Genomic DNA, 20,685 nt, shown 5'->3' with positions numbered 1-20,685 from the left:
GAAGATTTTCCAGAGGGAATTGATTTACATTATATTCATGACTATTTCATTATATTTTATATGACTAAAAAGAGATCAGGATTTTTCCTCTTTATTTTACTACTATCATCGATCTCAGGATTTATAGATGCTAATGCCCATTCTATGTTTAACTCTGCTGAATCATTTGAGGCAGGGTATAGAGTCCAAGTAGCTACTGCACCAGAATTTCCTCAAATTGAAGAACCATCTCAATTTTTGGTAAAAGTTACCAAGGGATTTGAATATAAAGACGTTGACAGATTTACAATGGGAATGCGAATTTTCTTCAATGGTCAACAAGTAGATACAATACCTCCAACATCAATAGAAGGATCTCATTGGGATTTTGATTATGTGTGGAGAACTCAAGGGAACCATATTGTAAAGATTGATCTGTATGACATGGAAGGAAGAGACGGAATTATCACTTATACATTTAATATGGGAACTCAGAGTCCATTTGGAATTATCTTCTTTAGTTCAATTATTGTAGGTGCCTTAGTCTTGATGGGAATAATGATTTACATTTACTTGCCAACAATGTTCAAAAAACCTAAACATTAGATTTTAATGCAATTTTAGAGAGTCTAAATGCAAATATTGTAGTTAGTAATACCATTGCGAATAATAAAATTCCAAATCCAAGATGTATTGCAACTAAGACTGCATGCAGTTTCGTATCAATTACAAGTGCGCCTAATGTAATTTGTGTAATTACTAGGGCAGATGCAAATGTACTTGTAAATTTGATCTTTTTATCAGCATTCTTGTTTAACCAGGTAGCAATCATTGTTGCAGCAACTAAACTTGCAGTAGTAGCTGCTACAAATCTATGAATCCATTCTATAAGATATTCCTCAGAAGGCATTATCCCATCAGGACATAGAGGCCATTCAGGACAAGTCAATCCAAGTCCAGCGGCTGAAATATATCCTCCAACAAACATTAGAGAGTACAGTACAATCATTGTTGTTAATGCAAGATATTGAATTGCCAAGATTTCTCGTTTCTAGCTAACTGTAATGATACCGATCATCCAAGGATGAACCATACAATAGTATGGATATTCACCTGCTTCATCAAATGTTACTGAAAATGTACCACCTGCCATAAACAAACTACTGTCAAAATTGCCATCAGAACCACCTGATGGTGTTCCACTTGTAACTGTATGAGCTGCTGAGTCATCATTTGACCAAGTAACTTCATCACCTACTGAAACTGTAACATGATATGGAATATAACATTCGCTTGTTTGCTCACATCCTGGAACTCCAGAACCATCTGGAACAGATATTACTCCATCATATGCTACAGGATCTGGCACCATTACTTCTTCCATCACTTCGGATTCAGTAATTTCTTCCATTACCTTTGGTTCTGGTACTGCCATAACTTCTTCAACGGAAACATCACCTACAATAATTGAACCAACCATTCCTTGCTCTCTATGACCGGGAATAGTACAGATATAATAGTAAATCCCCTCTTCACCTGCAATAAATTCAGAAGATCCACTTTCACCTGGTTTTAATGGGTTTGACATTGATGCTACTTCACTACCAGGAATTATTCCAGCAAAGCCTTCAGCATCCTTTGTAACACCAAATGCATGAAATGATTTTCCTGCATTATCTACATTAAAGATTACTTTGTCTCCAACTTCCATGTTAATTGTTGGATTGTTATCAGGTTCACCTGGTAATGCATTAAACGCCAAAGTCCTAAAGTCCGATGATTCAATAAATATAAGATCTTTTGTAATTGTATCTCCAGTTTGTACTGCTTGTGCTGTTGTACCTGCAGTACCTGCCATCATTGCAACAACTGGTGCAGGTTCTGAAATCCAATAGTCCCACAGTGAAAAGAATATTACTCCGCCCACAAGACAAATTCCTAACATAATTATCATCATTTTTCCAGTTCTAGCTGGAGTTGTTCTGTAAATTGTTTGGTTATTCTCGTGACTCATTTTATTTATCTCCTAATGTGATGGATTTTTTGCCTCAAATGGATAGTAATACTTGCCACCTACACCAAATGGATCTTCAGGATTTGCAAGTTTTCCTTTTCCAGAACTGTAAATCATGTTTGCCAAGAAGATTGCCATACTGACACCAATAATCATAGCACCAACTGTTACAATCTGGTTCATAACAATCCATTCCGGAATTGGAGGATAATCAAAAATTCTTCTTGGCATTCCATACAAACCAAGTACGTGTTGTGTAAAGAACACCAGAACAGTTCCTATAAATGACATGACAAAGTGGACTTTGCCCATTGTTTCATTGTACATTCTTCCTGTAACATATGGGAACATGTAGTAAACAAATCCAATTGAACCAAATGCAATAGTACCCATCACAAAGAGATGAAAGTGACCAACTACCCAGTACGTATCATGCGTTGTAAAGTCTAATGGCATAGCAGCATTTGCTACACCACCTGCACCTGCAGAGAAGAATAATGCAATTCCTCCAACTGCCCACATCATTGGCGTTGCAAATTTAATTCTACCATTCCACATTGTTGCTACAAAATTAAAGACGTGCATTGCAGATGCTGGAACTGCTGCAAGAGTCCCTACCATGAAGACTGTTTTTTCTGTAAATGACATACCAGTCGCATACATGTGGTGTGCCCATGATGAGAATCCAACTATAGATAGTAAAACAAATGCAAAGACACCAGAATTGTAGCTGTAAATTGGCTTTCTTGAAAACCTTGGAATGATTTCATACATCATTCCAATTGCAGGGATTACTAGTACGTAAACCTCTGGATGGAATGTGAACCAGAACAAGTGAGCATATGCAATTGGATCTCCACCCATTGCAGGATTAAAGAATCCACTAACACCAAGTCTGTCAGTAAGTAACATTAACAGGGCTGCAGCAAATGTTGGGATTGCAACTAGTATAATTAATGATGATGACAAAAATGACCATGCCAAAAGTGGAACTTGTCCAATTGACATGTCTGGATGCTTACATTTGAGAATTGTAACAACAAAGTTGATTGCACCAAGTACTGATGAAATACCCAAAATCTTTAGTCCAAATATCCACATATCAGCTGCTGGTCCTGGAGCACTGATAATAGAATACGGTGGTGTTGCATACCATGTAAAGTCTGCAAAACCTAACCAAATGAGTGCACCAGCCGGTGGAATCATCCAAAATGCAATTGCATTAAGTTTTGGATATGCCATATCCTTGTATCTAACCATAATTGGAACATAGTAGTTACCAACTGCTGATGCAAATGGTATGATAAACAAAAAGATCAATGTAGTACCATGAACAGTAAAGATTCTGTTAAAGGTCATTGCATCTGTAATTATTTGTGCACCAGGTAAGAACAACTCTGCTCTAATTGCAAGAGCTAATGCACCACCCATGAACAAGAATGCAAGCGATGTGATTAAGTAAAGTAAACCTACATCAGTATGATGTGTTGAAAACATTATTTGCCAAATTGGACGTGGTTTTTGTAATTCCAGAACCATTAGTTAATTCCTCCAAATAATTGTGATAAAAGCGTTATCAAGATGATGGTTCCTCCACGTATAATGTTCCTCTCATGTTATAGTGAATTAATCCACAATACTCTCTGCATTGGATATCATGTTGTCCTACCTCAGTTGGTGCAAACCATACAGTATTAACTCTACCAGGAATTGCATCCATTAAAACAACATAATCATGAATGTTAAAAGAATGATTAACATCTATGGATTCTATCTCAAACTTGTATGCTTTGCCGACTTCAACGTGTAATTCACCTCTTTCTTTAGTACCATCTTCATGCTCAAAAGTCCAAAGCCATTGTTGCCCAGTAACTTTGATAATTTCAGCATCTGCAGGAACATGCTCTACAAGTCTTTCTGCTTCCCAAGCTTCTGCTCCTACCCAAACCATTAACGCAATTACAACACCAACATAGATCCATTCAGGCCAATTAGAATGTCCACCCAATTTTACCAGTCCGTCCCCTCATATGGTGTAGGTTTTGCTTTTGGATGTGATTCTCTAAATCTCCAACATTGCCAAATAATTGTACCTGATACTACAGCACCAACTACAAATGCTATAGTCATCATTTTAAAAAACAAGTTCCAAATAATCACCCTACGATCTAGATATTCACCAGGTTCGTCTCCTGCAGCAAACGCGGATTCTATAACTGGAACTATTACCATAACTGCCAATACTAAGAATAACACAACTATCTTTTTCATTAGCGATTGAATGACGTCATCTATAATTTCTATTTAAGGGTTTTCAAGATTACTAGTTAATAACCCTGATCGAATCTAGATGGATGCATCACATTTAATCCTGAAAGGGAGAACTTTCTATCTTTTTCTCTAAAAATGTTAAGAGATGCATTTGCAATGACTAATTCAAACAAGTTGGTAGGAGAGAGATCAACTATGGTAGATAACATAGCCTTGATAGGATCCATATGAGTAACAAGTACCACATTTTCATCAGGATGTTTTTCAATTACATGATCAACTATTCCTAAAACTCGTTTTTTTACTTCAGCGAAAGTTTCTACCCCATTATGAGCAATTTCCAATTCGCCATTATAGAATTTCATAAAGACATTTCCATGACTAGTAAAAATTTCATCATATGGAATGCCAGTAAATTTACCCATATCAAGCTCAATTAGTCGTTCATCAATTGTAACATTAAGTGAATTGTGCTCTGCAACGATTTCTGCAGTATGCTTTGCTCTTTGGATTGGACTGGAATAAATTGTAGAGATATTTATGTGTTCTAGTAATTCAGCAGTATGCTCTGCTTGTTTAATTCCAATCTCAGTTAAGGGAATGCCTTCGGTTCTTCCAGCTAAGATTCTTTCAGTGTTATTTTTGGCCTGACCGTGTCTAAGGAAAATAATCTGACCCAAATTGATTAAAATTCAAATAGAGATAATAATAAGATTATCAGATAGATACTATGAAGATTGGAATAATTGGCGGAACTGGAGGAATGGGAAAAGGTTTTGCTTTAAGATGGTCGCAAAACCACGATGTTATTGTTGGCTCTAGAGATGCTGTAAGAGCATCTGAGTCTGCAAAAGAATATTCCAATATGGCAAAAGAAGCATTTGGAGAAATTAAAGGATCAATTTCTGGAAATGACAATATTTCAGTTGCAAAAGAAAGTGACGTTTTAATTTTATCAATCCCATATGAGAATATTGATTCTGTTTGTTCTGGAATATTATCTGAAGTCAAAGACAGTTGTGTTGTAGTTTCACCAATTGTTCCAATGACAAAAACAGATGTGGGATTTGAATGTATTTCAATTAAAGAAAATAAACCATTTTCATACAAGCTTGTATCAAACCATATGAAAAATAAATCAAAGATAGTTTCAGCATTTCATGTAATTTCTGAAAAAAAATTAGTAAATCCAACACTAGAACTAGATTACGATATCTTCGTTTGCGGAGATGATGATGAATCGGTTCAGGTAGTAAATGGATTGATTGGTGAAATCAAGGGATTAAGAGCAATTTACTTGGGACCAATAGAATTATCATACCTTGCAGAAATGTCAACACCGTTACTTCTCAATGCAATGATAAGAAACAAGCTAAAAAATCCAGGAATCAAAATTATCTAAACCTATTTTTCGTTTAACATGAGCTATGAACATTATAGGCGTGGTAGAAATTGGTTTACAGCGATGGGTGTTCTTTTTTGTGTTATGGGGGGAATAGTAATGATCCAACAATTATTGATATGGGGCATAGACTTTGTTGAAGAATTTTTGATAAATGGTGAAATTACTAATGAAAAAGTTTCAATGGCAATGTTGATCTTTGGGATTTTTATGATTGCATTAGGATTTAGAAAACATGAACAGAAATGAATTTCTAAAGTCTCAGAAAATATTGCGGCTAGCCACAATTGACAAAAACAAAATGCCTCACATTGTTCCTGTTTGGTACAAATATAGTGAAAAAAAATTCCACATAGGAACAAATACTAGAACACAAAAGGCAATAAATATCAAGAAAAATAAACGAGTTTCTTGCTGTATTGATGTAGGAATTAATGCTCCAGAAATTTATGGAGTTATGATTCAAGGAAACGCAGATTTGATTTTAGAAAACAACAAAGTAAAAAGATTAGCAAAAAAAATTCTTTTACGATATTTTAATACGTTGGATAACAAATCTGCAAAAGAGTTACTAGATGATACTGACTGTATTATAGAGATAATTCCTGAGAAATTTTCAGTGTGGGATTACTAACTCATAAATTCTTCAATTTTGTTCATTGCAGAATCTAAAACTTTTAGATCAGGAAGATAAACTAATCTAAAATGTCCACTGCCATATTTCTTACCAAAACCCGAACCATGAACAGTTAGAACACCTTTTGTTTCAAGTAATTTTGTAACAAATTCCTTATCAGTACCAAATCTATTGTCTTCAATTTTTGGAAATGCATAAAATGCCCCTTTTGGATTAGGGCAAGAAAGACCAGGTATTTCGTTGAGTCGTTTTACAACCAAGTCTCGATGTTTTTTAATTTCAGAGACAAAATCATTGATGTAACCTTGCGGTCCACGAAGAGATTCCAAGGCGGCATGTTGTACTGGAAGAGCAGTTGCAATTCTAACTCTTGCCAGTTTTGGAAGGTGTTCACGTAGTGCTTCGAGTTGTGGCGATTGATTAAATGCAATATATCCAATTCTCCAGCCAGACATTAGATGTACTTTTGAGAATCCATTTAGAATAATTACAGGTGAATCTCCTGCAACTTTACCAATTCCTACAAAATTTTCATCAAAAATTATTTGATCATAGATTTCATCACATATGATGTATAGATTATTTTGATTTGCAATATTTACTAGTTCTTTGAGAGATTTTTCATTAAACACTACACCTGTAGGATTGTTTGGGCTGATTAGACAAATAGCAACAGTTTTTGGAGTGATTTTAGATTTAATATCTTCGATGTCAGGTGTAGAATTATCCAAGTCAACTGCAAACTCTATAGGAATACCTCCATGCAATCTAACATAGGAAGCATATGGTGGATAATAGGGTCCAGGTAATAATATTTCATCTCCTTCTTCTACAATTGAGGAGATTACCATATCAAGTCCTTCAGAAACACCATTAGTGATTAGAATTTCATCAGCACCAATTGAGAGACCCTTTGCGTTTTCTTTTTTAGCAATCTCTTGTCTTAATTCCAAAATACCTTCAGAGGAGGAATAGTAATTTTCACCTTTGTTAATTGCATCAATCAAAGCTTGTTTTACATTTTCAGGTGGTTGAAAACCAAATTGAACAGGATCACCAATGTTGAGATAATCAACCTGCATTCCCTTTTGTTCTACTGTTCTTGCAGTAAGAACAATATCTCGAATTGCATATTCAACACCAATTACTTTTTTTGATACTTTCAAAGCATCTAGACAGATATTTAGGCCTGTTAAATTCTTACTTGTTTGGACTCGTTGCACAGTCTGGATAGTGCGAGCGGCTTCGAACCGCTAGGTCGAGGGATCGAAGCCCTCCGAGTCCTAGATTATCTTATAAAGTAAATAATTATTCATTATAATGAAATGAAGATATCTCCATTCAAGATTTCATTAGTGTTGGTAATTGTTGGAATGATTTGGACATCATTAATTTTTAATGAAACTGAAAAAGCATATGATTCTATTTTACTAAAGCAATCAAATTCAATTGAAGTAAAAACAGAATTGCTAGGTGCAGATATAGGATATTACAAGTTGTACATGCCTGAATTTGCAGGAGAATATGTATTTGTTCAGATATTAGATGATGATGATAATGTAATTAAGGAACAAAAAATTAATACAAAAATGGCTGTGGGGTATTTTGATTTTAATGAAAACGGTACATATACTATAAAAATTACAAATATTGCAAAAAATTCTATTGATTTACAAGTAGAATTCGGAAATACAAATTCTCAGAAAATGATGCCAGCAGGAATTATGCTTCTATTAGGAGCTCTTGGAATGATGATAACATCATACATAAAAATAAAAAATTACAATATAGCACAACCTGAAGAAAATATTTCATAGATTTGAATACATTGTATGGTGTGTCCAAAAATTAGAATTATGTTAAAGAGTAGCCAAGTGGTAAAAAACAAAAAGGCTATAATTGAAAAAGGAAGAAATGCTTTGAGTTTAGTATGTTCTCTGTTTTTTAATATCAATACTCCTCCTAATGATGCAAGAACTAGTCCAAATTCTAATGGTTGATGAGACCAAGAGATCAATCCATCAATTCCAAATACATCATGAGATAATGAATCACCAAAACCCGAAACAATTTGGAGAATGGAACCAATAATAACAAAATTAATTCCAGTTTTAAGAGAGCCATGAACTGATTTTCTAAATATTAACAAAGATCCCATGATTGCAGCACAACCGGTCATAGAGACACCAGTGTACACTACAATATGAGATGGGCTCCAAAAGAATTCAGGCTCTTTTTGAAGATGAGATATGGCATCCCAAAAACCTGCCGAAACTACTATGACAGGAGCAATAACTGCTAGAATTGATACTAGTGAAACAAGTGTGCTAGATTTAGCTAATGTGGAATTAGATAATTTTTGAATTAGATTCATTTTGTTATTTCATCATGCATAGGCTATTTCAAATGTTGGGATTGGGAAAATTCAATATTATAGGTAATTGAATGAATTAACTATATTAGATGATATGATGTAGTCATGACATGAGTCCAGGAATAGGATTAATGAAAAGGAGACTAGAAAAGGAAAAAGATGCGATTACACTTGCGGTATCTGGGATTGCAAAAAAATATGATGTATTGCCAGAAAATATAAAAACATTAGAGACAAAATATCATAGCGATTTAGGTGATTGGTATGTTGCACTTGGATGGGAAGAGAAAAAAGCAATCATCCAAATGGACTCAGTGTTAGGAACAATTACAGAAATTAAAGAAATCTAAGTAGTAGTAAAAATATTCCAATTAAATTGAAATTTGATTCAATTCCACTATAACTCATCATTGAATTATTGAAGATGTTTCAATATAGTCTTGATTTTTCTTCAATTAGTAAAATTTCATCTTTGATAAAAGTTGTAAAAACTAGAATATTTTAGATAATTGATATAGTCTTGGCTAAAGCATGGATTTTTTCATTTTCTGGTTCTAGTATTTTGTTGTCAGAGTATCTGTTACTAAAATAAAGCAAGTCAACCATCTTCACTTTGTCAATGTTAATGATTGTAGCTTGGGGGGTTTTTGGTACATTGGTATTTGTAAGTATCAACAGTTTGTCTACGAAAGCAGACGCTTTTAGAATATTTTGAATGGAGATAGAGTTTTTATCATGATCCTTATTCATTGCTACTGCAATTCCTATCTTTGTTCCATACTTATCGGTATAAATTGCATCCAGCATTCGTTTTGAATTTTCAGGCTTTGTAATCATTCCTGTATCATGTGCAAAATTGACAAGGTTAGAAATGGCCTCTTTTATCTTTGATTGTGTTTTACTTTCAATAGATTCTAGTCGCAATTTCAAAAACTGCCCTATTGGAACATCCAGAACGCTGTCATGTACCTTTAATCCCGGAAATGCGTTCTTAATAGTTTCATCAAGTGCCTCTTCAGAAATCTCTTCATGGTTTAATTGATAAGATTTTTCCATAGCATGATACAAAATGTTGATCAGCGATCGCACACTTGTGAAATCAGGAAATTCATCACATAATACTCTTATTTTACCGGTCAAGTCGTTTTGCTGTTTTTTTGTGAACCTCACACTCTTTTTGTTTTGTTTGATGTATTCGATTGCAATTTCAGATAACTCATCTATTGAATTTGAACCAGCCAGATTAATCTTATAGTTTGCCTTTTCTAGTCTGTCAAAGAGGGATACGTTAATTTCTTTTATTTTAGAATATTCAGATGGAGTTGTAATAAGCATCACAACAGAGGATGGTAAGTGTCTATTGATTATTGATTTTACGATTTCAGCAGAGCCTGGATCTGCATCTAGCTCATCAAATGTATAAATTGTAATTTTACCAAGAAGATTATGGCTGAATTTGGAAATAGCTGATAGACGTCCTAAAAATTCATCCAAGTTTGATATAGGGTCAAATATCTTGCCAATAATGTTTTGAATTATTAGCGACTCGTGCGCGTTGTAGTTAGAGGCCAAGTATTTTTTTAGATTCTCACTAGAATGTGTTTTTTTATTGTTAAGAATATCATCAGTTTTATCCTGTATTGTAGTTCCCATAAGTTTGTCTACAAACCTGTAACCTAGCGCTTTTTTTGCCAGCAGATCACCCTTGTCTGCCTTGTCACAGATGTCTTTTAGGAATTTTTCCCTCAGTTCATCAAATGTAGATTTGTTGAATCCTGCGATAATTGCATCATACAGGCTTTCCTTTGTTTTAGGTGAAATTGTTGCCAGATCTACGTATGCGCTTTCAATATTTTGTCTCATTCTTAGTCCCTTGATGTGCAAAGCAAGGTGAGTTTTTCCGCATCCGACATCTTGTATTACTGTAATTAGTCTAAAGTCATTTTCATTGGATTGATGCTTGGATGATTGTCTGTATAGATCCGTTATGCATTCCAATATTGATTCCTTGGCTTGTATGTGTCTAGTCCCGCCCAAAATTTGGGCATCCTTTTCAGTTGGTGTAGGACTGCTAGGATAAGGATTGTGTGTAAGGCCGTATGGATAATTCATTGGCATCTCACATCCACAAAGTATACCTTGTAAAGAGACTCCATCATCAGTATATTTTCATGAAAAAATGTTTGAGCTCCCAAGATTGCTAATGCAAACAATTTGGTGAAAAAAAGTAGTGCTAGTGCTAGCTAATCCAATCCTAGTTTTTACTCAAAGATAAAACAATAATCAATTTTGAGAGAATTTTTCAATTCAATAAGAAGTAATTCCTTTAGTAAAGAAATTTAATTATCACGGTAATTTACAGGATATGACTAAAGCGATTGTTCTTGGTGGTTCGAGGGGAATAGGAAAAGCAATTTCAAATTCTCTCAAATCAATAAAAATTGATGTTTTTGCAGCATCTAAGAATGATATAGATACATCAGATTTGAAAAGTGTGAGAGAATTTTTGGAAAAAAATACACAAACAGATATTCTTGTTCTCAATACTGGTGGTCCTTCTCCAAAACCATTTTTGGCAATTACAGAAGAGGATTGGAATTTATATCACAACCAATTATTCTTAGGATTTTGTACCATTTTACAGAATATCAAAATTAATGATAATGGATATATTTTCTTGATCAGTTCTAATGTAATAAAAGAACCAAATTCAAAATTGATCATATCTGCTGCATATCGTGCAGCATTTAGTGAAGTTTTCAAAGTATTAAGTAAAGAATATGCTCAAAAAAATATTAGTTGTATCAACATTTCTCCAGGTCCAATTAATACAGATAGAACTCAAGAATTAATAGAAAATGTAAAAGAATTCGAAAAATCTTTGCCTATGAAACGACTAGGAAGTCCTGAGGAGATTGGAAGTTTTGTCAAAGCCATAATTGAAAATAAAATAAAATATCTATCAGGTGTCACAATAAATTTTGATGGTGCAAATTCAAACTATATTTTTTAGAATTATTTTTTAAATTCAACATTTGGGGTGTCTGGCTGACCTGCAATTGCAATTAATCCACCATCACGTAATTGTTGTAATAACTGCATGACTTCTTTTTCTACTTGATTTCTTTTAAGACCTGTTTGTTGTGCAAAGACTTCTACTAGTTCTGTAACTTTGCGTTGTCCATTACATGATTTCCAAAAATCTACTATTGCTTGATTTACCATAAACCCTTGTTCATGTTCATTTGCCAAAACCATAGAACCATCTTCTTGTTGTACTAATTTCCCAACACCCTGAGGAAATGCGGTTTCATAATTAATTGGCGCAGGAGTATTCATAGCAACACTCATATTTTTTAATTTCATTTTTCCTTCCTCAGTCATTTTATCCATTGACCATGCAGGTTCCCATACAATGTCTATTTTGACATTGTTTACTCCTGGAACCTTTTTAGCATATCTCGTTGCATCTTGTACCAAAGTTTCATGAAGTGGACAGCCTTGAGTAGTCATTGTCATTTTAATATTAACATCATTGTTTTCTTCAACATTTATACCATAGATTAATCCCATTTCTACAATGTTTAAAGGAACTTCAGGATCCATGCATTGCTTTAAGGAATCTTCAATTGCTTGTGCAGAAACAACAGTCATATTGTATGCTACAGTTTGAAAAACAATAAAAACTTTCTATTAATTAGCTTGAATTAACCATCTGATTTGTATCAAATAATCAGATATTTACAATTGATTTCATGCTACAAATTGATCAATTTACTAAATTTCTTATAAACTAGATGAAGATTTTGAAATTTAATTTAAATCTCCAACAAACATAGTTTGAATCCAACCTATGTAGCACAACAAAGTTTGGATTCAAAATAATGATTTATGCCTAGTTTAAAGAAAAAATAGAGGAAAGAATTTCACCTATACATCTTTTATGAGAGACTTAATTTTTTTAGTAAGTTCAGGTGTAATTTTTAATTCTTTATGAGATTCTTTGACATGTTCTGTGGCTTTAGCCATTAAATCTTCTTCAGTACTGCAGTTATGGACCATCCACAATCAGCACCAGCATCTGCACAACTAAGACTTTTTGCCATGGTTATCATATGTTTAGGAAATATTTATTCGTGTAGAAAAATAAACATCAAAATTATTCTATTTTGACTATTTGTGGATTGGGTCACGGTCTTGATGGGATTTATGAAATTAAATTATGTTTTCAATTTAATTTAATGGGGACGTAGGTTAGCTTGGGTATACTGCCAGCCTCGGGTGCTGGAGATCATGGGTTCAAATCCCATCGTCCCCAGTTCAAAATAATCCTAAAATATTCTAACGATTTACATGTACATCAAGAAATGATGATTAATGTTTCCTTTATTCATTAATAATCGTGATAGTGATTATACAAATTGATAAATATTAAAATTTCAATAATTTTTTTTAATTTTGTACAACATTTTTTTAAATCCAATAATTTGGATATTAACTGATGTGACTAGAATTTAAAACTTATTTTAACATTTTTGCAAACTCATACGAAATGGAATCACTGATGAAAATTAGATGATTTCATTACTTTCTTTCAACATTCAAAGTTACGACAATTTCAGTTTGATCGTTATCAAAATCATCATTCAAAGCAATTTTTTTGTCAAGAAGTTTAAACTCTTCAATCAAAGAGCCATCATCATTAAATGTTCTTACTAGTTTACTTTTTGGAAGGACAGATACATCACTAGAATCATGATACAATATGGTCGATTCACCATTTTTTATTATAATCTTCAATCCATTCTTCTAAATAAAATTGGATAATAAAAAGTAAGGTTACGTTATAATACATAATACTTCATAATACTAATGAGGATTATAAAAAATTTAGAATTAAGATTTAGATTTCTAGTTCATCTTTTCTTACTCCACTTACAAGATGATCAACGTAAGATCTACAGATATTAATTTAGGTTTTGCTACTAGATATTATCTAAACTGAATCAAGATAGTCTTGGATTTGTTTTTCAAGGTTTGATTCTAATATAGATTGTTAAATCTTAAACAAAAGTTGAGAGAAGTAATGAAATTATGAATTGTCAGATTGAAATAATTTTGGTATAGATTCCTCATAAGGAGCTTTAACCACTCCTTTTTCTGTTATAATTCCTGAAATTAGTTCAGGAGGAGTCATATCAAAAGCAGGATTAATCACATTGATATCATCAGGTGCCGTTTTTTTGTCACCAATTCCTGTAACTTCACTACCCTTACGCATCTCAATGATGACATCTTCTGCTTTAGTTTCCAAATCAATTGTAGATAATGGTGCTGCAACATAAAATGGAATTCCGTGTTGTTTTGCCATAGTTGCTACCTGATAAGTTCCAATTTTGTTAAAAATATGACCAGTTTTAACAATTCTATCAGCACCAACTACAACTTTGTGTACTAAACCATTTGCCATAGAATATCCTACAGCAGTATCTGGAATTAGGCTAACGTCAAATCCATCATGTTTCAGCTCAAAAACGGTTAGTCTCGAACCCTGTTGTATTGGTCTTGTTTCAGTTGCTATTACTTTTACATTTTTACCACTCTCTCTAGTTGCTCTAATTACACCTAATGCAGTTCCATATGCAACAGTAGCAAGCGCACCAGCATTACAGTGTGTCATTATGGTATCATTATTATCAAAAAGAACAGAACCATTCTTCCCCATTGCTTTGTTTATTTCAATATCTTCCTCGGCCATTTTTTTTGCTTCAGAAATAACTAATTCTTTAATCTGTTCAACTGAATTTCCAGATTTTGCAACACGCATAATTTTCTCTAATCCCCAACCTAAGTTTACCGCTGTTGGTCTAGTTGCAAAGAGGATTTTTCTAGCAGATTCTAAATCGGATAATAATTGATCTTTAACAGTTGCTTTACTTTGTAATACTGCCAATGCCAATCCAAAAGCACCAGATACTCCAATTGCAGGTGCACCTCTAACTACAAGAGTTTTGATGGCATCAGCTACCTGATTAAAATCATCATATTCTACAAAAAGAAGTTTATTAGGTAATTTGGTTTGATCAATCATTACAACTTTATTATCTTTCCACTCTACTGTCCTTAATGAAGAATGGGTTTGGATATCAATATTTTCCATTTAAAATAAAAATTTTAGAACTATATTTAAAATCAACCTAAAGAAATTTTCTCCAAATACTATTCCTCATTGCATTTTTTTAAAATACCTGATTAATTCGTAAACATTATAATAAATTGACAGTCAAATAATGTATGTGGCTTAAAAAAAATGGCTAGAAATTGTGCAATAATCCTTAATGTATAGTTAAAACCAAAAATCTATGATTTTTGACGCTATTTTGAATTGTATGATTGTCTTCCCTTAACATATTTTTTTGCAATGGATTTTGCATTTTTTACTTTTTTAGCATAGATGTTATTGATTTTATCAATTTGCCAAAACGATTCCTCGTCTATTAATGATAAATTAGGAATCACGCAATGACCACCAATAAATCCTGGAAACATCTTTGGTCTATTACCTATAAATTTATGAATTTCATCAGAAAATTCCCACATTTCATCATAATCCACTCCATGTTTTTTAGCAATAATATTACTTAGCTGAGCATAATTTATCAACCAACCATAATAAGTTGTATCCACAACAATTTTTGCTAATTCTAATGTAATTGGTTCTGACATTTTCTTTGATTTGATATTAGATTTTTTCAAAAGTTTTGTGTATTCAGAAGATGCCCATTTTTGATTTGAAGTTATTTTTTCTAAGGCATAAAATTTAGTATATTTTTTTAGATCTTGTAACATTCTTTTATGAACACCTCTAGTTGCACTATAGATAACAGGGATTGGGATTTTTTTTTGTAATGATTTGGTAGTATAAGGAGCCACAGTACTATGAATAACAATAATTTGTGGTTTGAATTTTTTATAAAGTGATAATACATTCTTTAAGAATTTGTCATTGAATGGAATGCATATGTGTAAAAATTTTACATTTGAATTTTTATATTTTTCAAATTTCTTCAAATTCATTAATTTTGGATTGATGTCATAACCTAAAACAATGTTAGATTTTGAAAATAGTTTCAAAATAGGAGTGCCAATTTCTCCCAAACCAGATACAATATCAATGGTTTTCAATAAAAAAGGACAATTTTTATTAATTAATTAGTTTTGTGTAACAAAAAAAACTGGTTTATTAGCATAAAAAAATAAGAACTGTATGAAGAAAAAAATCTATCTTATGAGACCATCTTTAGATAATAATGAAATTAGATCCGTCAAACAAGTGTTTAAATCAAAATTTTTAACTGAAGGTAATGTCACAAAGAAATTTGAAATTGGCATATCAAATTATGTCAAAACAAAATTTGCCATAGCAACAACATCTGCAACAACATCATTACATGCAGTTTTTGAATGTCTCAATATTAAAGGGAAGAGGGTATTAGTTTCAGATTTTACATTTCCGGCTACAGTAAACGCAATAATATTGGCCGGCGGGAAACCAATTTTAGTAGATGTAGATATTGAAACAATGAATATAACAAGAGATATAGTAGAACAAAAGAATTTTGATAATATTGAAATAATTTCACCTGTATCAATTTTTGGTAATCCTTTAGAAAACGAATTTTATAAATTAAAGAAAAAAATGATTGTGGTAGAGGATGCTGCAACCAGTTTAGGTTCAAAATTAGGTTCAAAATTTGTTGGTTCATTGGCTAATGTTAGTTGTTTTAGTTTTCACCCAAGAAAAATAATTACAACAGGTGAAGGAGGTATGATTACAACAGATGACAGAAGATTGGCTAATAAGATTAAAAGTTTCAAATCATTTGGAAAAAAAGATAATGAATTTACCAGTGTTGGGACAAATTACAAAATGTCAGATATTCAAAGTGCAATAGGCTTAGAACAATTAAGAAAGATTGAGAGAATAATTAAAAATAGACAGAAAATGGCAAAGATCTATTCGGAATTATTTAAAAAAATAGATGGTATACAAATTCAGAAACAAACTAAAAATTCTAGGCATACATTTCAGACATTTGTTTGTGTAATTACAAAACCAAATTTACGTGATAGAGTTATTCAAAAATTAGCTAAAAATAATATCGAATCACAAATTGGTACTTATGCGCTTCATTGTCTTCCAGTATTTCAAAAATGTTCAAAACATTCTAGTTTAAAAAATTCAGAGTTTTTATATAAAAACACTATATCTCTCCCATTACATGAAGAAATTACACAAGATGATCAAGAGATAATTTGTAATATTATATCAAAAACATTAAAAAATATTTAATGAATGAAAAAGAATTTTAATATAAGTAAAAAAGCAAAGCTATGAAGCGAAGAGCATTAGTTACTGGTGGTTTAGGATTTATTGGTTCGACACTAGCAAAAAAACTTTATGAAAATAATTATAATGTTTCAATTTATGATGATTTTTCAAATGCCAGTGGAAAATCTAATGTTCCAAAAGATATCAAAGTTATCAAAGGAAGCATACTAAATTATGATAAATTTAAAACAGCCTCTAGAAAAATGGATGTTGTATTTCATTTAGCTGTTAAACCACTTACAATGTCGTTTGATAAACCTGAAGAAGTTGTAAAAGTAAATGATTACGGAACTTATCTTGTTGCAAAAGCTTGTACTGAACTAAAATGTAAAATGATCCATATTTCATCCAGTGAAGTATATGGAAGTGCAATGAAAATACCTATGAAAGAAGATCATCCATTACTTCCAACAACAATTTACGCAGGTTCAAAAGCTGCATCCGAACTATATGTAAGGGGATTTGAAAAATCAGATGGGTTAAAGATGGTTATAGTTCGTCCTTTCAATAGTTATGGAGAATATATGAGAAGTGATACATATTCTGCAGCTATACCAAAATTTTATGAAAGAATTTTAGAAAAGAAATTTCCAATTATTCATGGTACAGGAAATCAAACACGTGATTTTACATATGTTGATGATACTGCAAATGGAATAATGCTATCTGATCAAACTAAAAATGCGATAGGAGATACGCTCAATATTGGACAGGGTAAAGAAGAATCAATTAAGAAAATTGCAAAAATAGTAGTAAAAAAATATCAAGAGATTACAGGCAATGAAAATAAAATAGAATTAAAATTTGTTAAAGATAGAAAAGGGGATGTAAAACGACATTGTGCTGACATTACACATAGCAGAAAAATTTTAGGGTATAAACCAATTGTGAAATTAGAAGAAGGAATATCCAAATACATTATTTGGAGACAAGATTTCTAAAAGATATGGGTATTGTCTTCATAGGTAGTCAAGAGATAGGATATGATTGTCTTCAGCAAATCATTCAAATGAAAATTGATGTTGATGCTATTTTTACTTTCAAGCCTGAAAAACATGAGAAATGGGAAAAATCAGTAGATATTATTGCGCAAAAAGAACAAATTCCATTATTTTTTTCAGAAAATTTAACTGTAGAAAAAATAAAAGAGATCAATCCAAAGGCAATAATGGTTGTTGGATACAGAAAACTTTTTTCAGAAGATATTTTAGAAATTCCAAAAAAGGGAATAATTGGATTACATGCATCATTACTTCCAAATTTAAGAGGATTTGCTCCTCTTAATTGGGCCATAATTAACGGAGAACAAAAAACTGGAATTACGATGTTTTTAATGAATAAACAGGTAGATAATGGAGACATTATTGCGCAAAAAGAAATTGAAATTAATGATGAACACACCATTGTTGATTTAAAAAATAAAATTTCTCAATTTGCTGTTGAATTGATTAAAGAAAATTTATTCAAGGTATTAGATGAAAACCCCATTCTTATAAAACAACCAGAAAATGGAACTTATGGCTGTAAAAGAATTCCTGATGATGGAGTCATAAATTGGGGTAAAAATAGTAGAGACATATTCAATTTAATTCGGGGATTAGAACCAACCTATCCTGCATTTACATTTCTGAAATCAAAGAAATTATACATAAAAAAATCTAAACTAGATAAAAGTAATCACAAATATTTTGGGGTTCCAGGACAAATTGCACAGATTTTTGATGATGGTAGTGTAAATATCATTACAGGTAATGGATTACTACGCATATTAAAAGTAAATTTTGAAAATGAAAAGGAAATTGATGCAAATATAATTTTAAATTCGTATTCAATGAGATTGAGTTAGAAAAAGCAAAATATATTTTAATTATTTTATAAAGTTGATGGAACGTGCAGGATTTCCATAAACAGTTTGATTTGGCGGAACATTCTTTGTTACAACAGAACCCATTCCAACAAAGGCATTTTTGCCAATTTTTGTTCCTTCTCTAATAGTTGCAGACATTGCAATGTGAACATTATCTTCGAGAATGCAACTTCCTGCAATTAAGGAATTTGCTATAATTAAACAATTCTTTCCAATCTTAACATTATGTGCAATATGAACAAGATTGTCAATCTTACTTCCAGCTCCTATTATAGTATCATCTATTGTTCCTCGATCTATTGAAACATTTGAACCAATTTCTACATCATTGCCAATTACTATTCCTCCAAAATGAGGGAATTTTTCTAATTTTTTTAATTTATTCCTTTCAAAACCAAATCCATCTGTTCCAAGTACTGTATTTGAATCAATTATGACATTTTTACCAATTATTACATTATCATAAATTACAACATTTCCATAGATAATGGTATTAGCACCTATTGAAACATTTTTTCCAACTTGAACATATGGTCCAATGTAAACATTCTTTCCAATATCTTTTGTCTTCAAAATCGCAGTTGAATGAATACCCTTCATAATTTGTTCATCATTAAAAAATTTCTTAAGACATTTAATAAAATCTAATCTTGGGTTTTTTACATAGATAATATTAGATTTTAAATTTGAATCCTGATTTGCCAAACTTTCATGACAAATAATCAAAGTTGCTTTTGAATTAGTAATTAATTTTATACCTTTTTCTTCTAATATAGAACAAAAGGTCATATATGATTTTTTTGCATTTATGATTGATTCAAAATTTTTAATTTTTTCTTTTGGATTTAAAATTTTTAATTTTTTATTATTTCCTAAAAAAGATACTATTTGAGAAACTGTGATTTCACATTTTTTCAAATTCATCACTGGGTGCTTTTAATTTAATTAATAATCTATTAACCATTTCTTTATATTCATTAATTTTTAAATCAATTTTTTCTATCTCATTTTTTTCAAATTCTAATAATACATCTTTACGTGTATCAAATTTATTAACCCACCAAATAGGATGAGTGAGGATCTGTAATTTTTCATGTTTATTGATATGTTTACACATACATCCTTCTCGCCAATAACGACCACTATCACTAATGTATTTTGTTTGTTTTAGGATTTCAGGATCTCTTGAATCAATAAACCCTTCATTTTTTAAATTTATAAAAATTTCTCTTGTTTCTGATGGAACATGCTGTGAAACAGAAAAAATTTTTTTTTGAATTATGAGTTCTAACATTTCAATTTCCTTTTTTATAATATGAATTTCTTCTTTAGATGATTCTGGAAAAAAATCTGTATCATAGTGTAATCCAATCTCATGTCCCAAATCTGATATTTCTTTGATTATTTTTGTATTTGACTTTGAAAGTGCATTGTAATAGCTACTATGTAATAAAATGAAATATGTAGCTCTTAAACCATGTTCCTTTTCCAACTTTGCCATCTTTAACGCATAATCTAATGAAATATCGACATCATGACGTAAAATTAAAAAATTTTTATATTGTTTGAGTTTATTATATTCTCCAACAGTACCAATAAAATATTCTTGTTTTAATAAAGTTAAAACTTCAAAATAATGATCTAAGGAAAAACTACAATTTTTTAATATTTCCATTTTTTTCACTATTAAATTTTAATTTTAGTTATATTTTAAATGCATTACAAAAAACTAGTAATAAAATTATTTAT

General features: G+C 31.6%; 26 protein-coding genes and 2 tRNA genes. 12 read left to right on the top strand and 16 right to left on the bottom strand.

Translation table 11 applies throughout. The features are described 5' to 3' along the window. The first annotated feature begins 60 nt into the window (after positions 1-60). On the top strand, positions 61-585 hold the full coding sequence (locus OEM44_03235; GenBank protein ID MDH3515811.1) for a hypothetical protein: 525 nt from the start codon (positions 61-63) through the stop codon (positions 583-585). Here OEM44_03235 and OEM44_03230 read toward each other — a convergent pair. Genes OEM44_03230 through OEM44_03205 form a run of 6 tightly spaced genes read right to left on the bottom strand, consistent with a single transcriptional unit; the run spans position 575 to position 4,944 of the window. After that, a complete protein-coding gene (locus OEM44_03230; GenBank protein MDH3515810.1) occupies positions 575-1,018 on the bottom strand; it encodes a COX15/CtaA family protein in 444 nt (147 codons plus the stop codon). The genes OEM44_03235 and OEM44_03230 overlap by 11 nt on opposite strands. A gap of 12 nt (positions 1,019-1,030) precedes the next feature. Then, entirely contained in the window at positions 1,031-1,993 is a 963-nt protein-coding gene (locus OEM44_03225) for a plastocyanin/azurin family copper-binding protein (GenBank protein MDH3515809.1), read from the bottom strand. A 12-nt stretch (positions 1,994-2,005) separates the two neighbouring features. Then, positions 2,006-3,532, bottom strand: a complete 1,527-nt coding sequence (locus tag OEM44_03220) for a cbb3-type cytochrome c oxidase subunit I (GenBank protein MDH3515808.1) — start codon at positions 3,530-3,532, stop codon at positions 2,006-2,008. Positions 3,533-3,569: 37 nt separating this feature from the next. Next, positions 3,570-4,001, bottom strand: coding sequence for a hypothetical protein (locus OEM44_03215; GenBank protein MDH3515807.1), 432 nt, complete (start codon positions 3,999-4,001; stop codon positions 3,570-3,572). Between the two features lie 2 nt (positions 4,002-4,003). Beyond that, the gene (locus OEM44_03210) at positions 4,004-4,264 is read right to left on the bottom strand and encodes a heme transporter CcmC (protein MDH3515806.1); all 261 of its coding nucleotides are present in this window, start codon (positions 4,262-4,264) and stop codon (positions 4,004-4,006) included. Between the two features lie 56 nt (positions 4,265-4,320). Then, the gene (locus OEM44_03205; GenBank protein ID MDH3515805.1) at positions 4,321-4,944 is read right to left on the bottom strand and encodes a histidine phosphatase family protein; all 624 of its coding nucleotides are present in this window, start codon (positions 4,942-4,944) and stop codon (positions 4,321-4,323) included. 50 nt (positions 4,945-4,994) lie between these two features. Between OEM44_03205 and npdG the strand changes: the two genes are divergently transcribed. Genes npdG through OEM44_03190 form a run of 3 tightly spaced genes read left to right on the top strand, consistent with a single transcriptional unit; the run spans position 4,995 to position 6,300 of the window. Next, positions 4,995-5,666, top strand: a complete 672-nt coding sequence (gene npdG, locus OEM44_03200) for an NADPH-dependent F420 reductase (protein ID MDH3515804.1) — start codon at positions 4,995-4,997, stop codon at positions 5,664-5,666. An 18-nt stretch (positions 5,667-5,684) separates the two neighbouring features. After that, positions 5,685-5,915 (top strand): hypothetical protein, encoded by a 231-nt coding sequence (locus OEM44_03195; GenBank protein ID MDH3515803.1) that lies wholly within the window; start codon positions 5,685-5,687, stop codon positions 5,913-5,915. Then, the gene (locus OEM44_03190) at positions 5,902-6,300 is read left to right on the top strand and encodes a pyridoxamine 5'-phosphate oxidase family protein (GenBank protein ID MDH3515802.1); all 399 of its coding nucleotides are present in this window, start codon (positions 5,902-5,904) and stop codon (positions 6,298-6,300) included. Before OEM44_03195 ends, OEM44_03190 begins: the two co-directional genes overlap by 14 nt. Here OEM44_03190 and OEM44_03185 read toward each other — a convergent pair. After that, a complete protein-coding gene (locus OEM44_03185; GenBank protein ID MDH3515801.1) occupies positions 6,297-7,469 on the bottom strand; it encodes an aminotransferase class I/II-fold pyridoxal phosphate-dependent enzyme in 1,173 nt (390 codons plus the stop codon). The genes OEM44_03190 and OEM44_03185 overlap by 4 nt on opposite strands. A gap of 44 nt (positions 7,470-7,513) precedes the next feature. Between OEM44_03185 and OEM44_03180 the strand changes: the two genes are divergently transcribed. Both OEM44_03180 and OEM44_03175 read left to right on the top strand, forming a co-directional pair. Beyond that, a tRNA-Arg gene (locus OEM44_03180) sits at positions 7,514-7,588 on the top strand. 40 nt (positions 7,589-7,628) lie between these two features. Beyond that, on the top strand, positions 7,629-8,120 hold the full coding sequence (locus OEM44_03175; protein MDH3515800.1) for a hypothetical protein: 492 nt from the start codon (positions 7,629-7,631) through the stop codon (positions 8,118-8,120). Here the strand turns inward: OEM44_03175 and OEM44_03170 are convergent. Next, complete coding sequence (locus tag OEM44_03170; GenBank protein MDH3515799.1) at positions 8,084-8,677, bottom strand: hypothetical protein; 594 nt, start codon at positions 8,675-8,677, stop codon at positions 8,084-8,086. The genes OEM44_03175 and OEM44_03170 overlap by 37 nt on opposite strands. Positions 8,678-8,787: 110 nt before the next feature. Here OEM44_03170 and OEM44_03165 point away from each other — a divergent pair, with 110 nt between their 5' ends. Continuing rightward, positions 8,788-9,027, top strand: a complete 240-nt coding sequence (locus tag OEM44_03165) for a hypothetical protein (GenBank protein MDH3515798.1) — start codon at positions 8,788-8,790, stop codon at positions 9,025-9,027. 151 nt (positions 9,028-9,178) lie between these two features. Here the strand turns inward: OEM44_03165 and OEM44_03160 are convergent, their stop codons facing one another. Further along, entirely contained in the window at positions 9,179-10,789 is a 1,611-nt protein-coding gene (locus OEM44_03160; GenBank protein ID MDH3515797.1) for an ATP-binding protein, read from the bottom strand. A 253-nt stretch (positions 10,790-11,042) separates the two neighbouring features. Here OEM44_03160 and OEM44_03155 point away from each other — a divergent pair, with 253 nt between their 5' ends. Further along, a complete protein-coding gene (locus OEM44_03155) occupies positions 11,043-11,690 on the top strand; it encodes an SDR family oxidoreductase (GenBank protein MDH3515796.1) in 648 nt (215 codons plus the stop codon). Between the two features lie 2 nt (positions 11,691-11,692). On the opposite strand, the gene OEM44_03150 is transcribed toward OEM44_03155, so the two are convergent. Both OEM44_03150 and OEM44_03145 read right to left on the bottom strand, forming a co-directional pair. Then, entirely contained in the window at positions 11,693-12,331 is a 639-nt protein-coding gene (locus tag OEM44_03150) for a PqqD family peptide modification chaperone (protein ID MDH3515795.1), read from the bottom strand. 276 nt (positions 12,332-12,607) lie between these two features. Beyond that, on the bottom strand, positions 12,608-12,706 hold the full coding sequence (locus OEM44_03145; GenBank protein MDH3515794.1) for a DUF1059 domain-containing protein: 99 nt from the start codon (positions 12,704-12,706) through the stop codon (positions 12,608-12,610). A gap of 214 nt (positions 12,707-12,920) precedes the next feature. On the opposite strand from OEM44_03145, the gene OEM44_03140 reads away from it, so the two are divergent. Continuing rightward, positions 12,921-12,995: transfer RNA gene (locus OEM44_03140), tRNA-Pro, on the top strand. 266 nt (positions 12,996-13,261) lie between these two features. Here the strand turns inward: OEM44_03140 and OEM44_03135 are convergent. The 3 genes from OEM44_03135 to OEM44_03125 form a co-directional block, all read right to left on the bottom strand. After that, a complete protein-coding gene (locus tag OEM44_03135) occupies positions 13,262-13,477 on the bottom strand; it encodes a hypothetical protein (protein ID MDH3515793.1) in 216 nt (71 codons plus the stop codon). Between the two features lie 292 nt (positions 13,478-13,769). Further along, positions 13,770-14,837, bottom strand: a complete 1,068-nt coding sequence (gene mtnA / locus OEM44_03130) for an S-methyl-5-thioribose-1-phosphate isomerase (protein MDH3515792.1) — start codon at positions 14,835-14,837, stop codon at positions 13,770-13,772. 215 nt (positions 14,838-15,052) lie between these two features. Continuing rightward, positions 15,053-15,862, bottom strand: coding sequence for a GDP-mannose dehydrogenase (locus tag OEM44_03125; protein ID MDH3515791.1), 810 nt, complete (start codon positions 15,860-15,862; stop codon positions 15,053-15,055). A gap of 82 nt (positions 15,863-15,944) precedes the next feature. Between OEM44_03125 and OEM44_03120 the strand changes: the two genes are divergently transcribed. From OEM44_03120 to OEM44_03110, 3 genes are read left to right on the top strand one after another with little or no spacing between them, the layout of a single operon-like run. Then, the gene (locus OEM44_03120) at positions 15,945-17,030 is read left to right on the top strand and encodes a DegT/DnrJ/EryC1/StrS aminotransferase family protein (protein MDH3515790.1); all 1,086 of its coding nucleotides are present in this window, start codon (positions 15,945-15,947) and stop codon (positions 17,028-17,030) included. A gap of 41 nt (positions 17,031-17,071) precedes the next feature. Next, entirely contained in the window at positions 17,072-18,010 is a 939-nt protein-coding gene (locus OEM44_03115; GenBank protein MDH3515789.1) for a GDP-mannose 4,6-dehydratase, read from the top strand. Between the two features lie 5 nt (positions 18,011-18,015). Further along, on the top strand, positions 18,016-18,915 hold the full coding sequence (locus tag OEM44_03110; protein ID MDH3515788.1) for a methionyl-tRNA formyltransferase: 900 nt from the start codon (positions 18,016-18,018) through the stop codon (positions 18,913-18,915). Between the two features lie 21 nt (positions 18,916-18,936). Here the strand turns inward: OEM44_03110 and OEM44_03105 are convergent, their stop codons facing one another. Together OEM44_03105 and OEM44_03100 are read right to left on the bottom strand one after the other, a co-directional pair. Further along, entirely contained in the window at positions 18,937-19,854 is a 918-nt protein-coding gene (locus OEM44_03105; GenBank protein ID MDH3515787.1) for a UDP-3-O-(3-hydroxymyristoyl)glucosamine N-acyltransferase, read from the bottom strand. After that, entirely contained in the window at positions 19,841-20,611 is a 771-nt protein-coding gene (locus OEM44_03100) for a hypothetical protein (GenBank protein ID MDH3515786.1), read from the bottom strand. Before OEM44_03100 ends, OEM44_03105 begins: the two co-directional genes overlap by 14 nt. Positions 20,612-20,685 lie beyond the last annotated feature (74 nt).

Source organism: Nitrosopumilus sp., from assembly GCA_029862745.1.
Lineage (GTDB): Archaea > Thermoproteota > Nitrososphaeria > Nitrososphaerales > Nitrosopumilaceae > Nitrosopumilus.
Note: the sequence above shows the minus strand (reverse complement) of the source record. Positions and strands in the feature narration are given on the sequence as shown.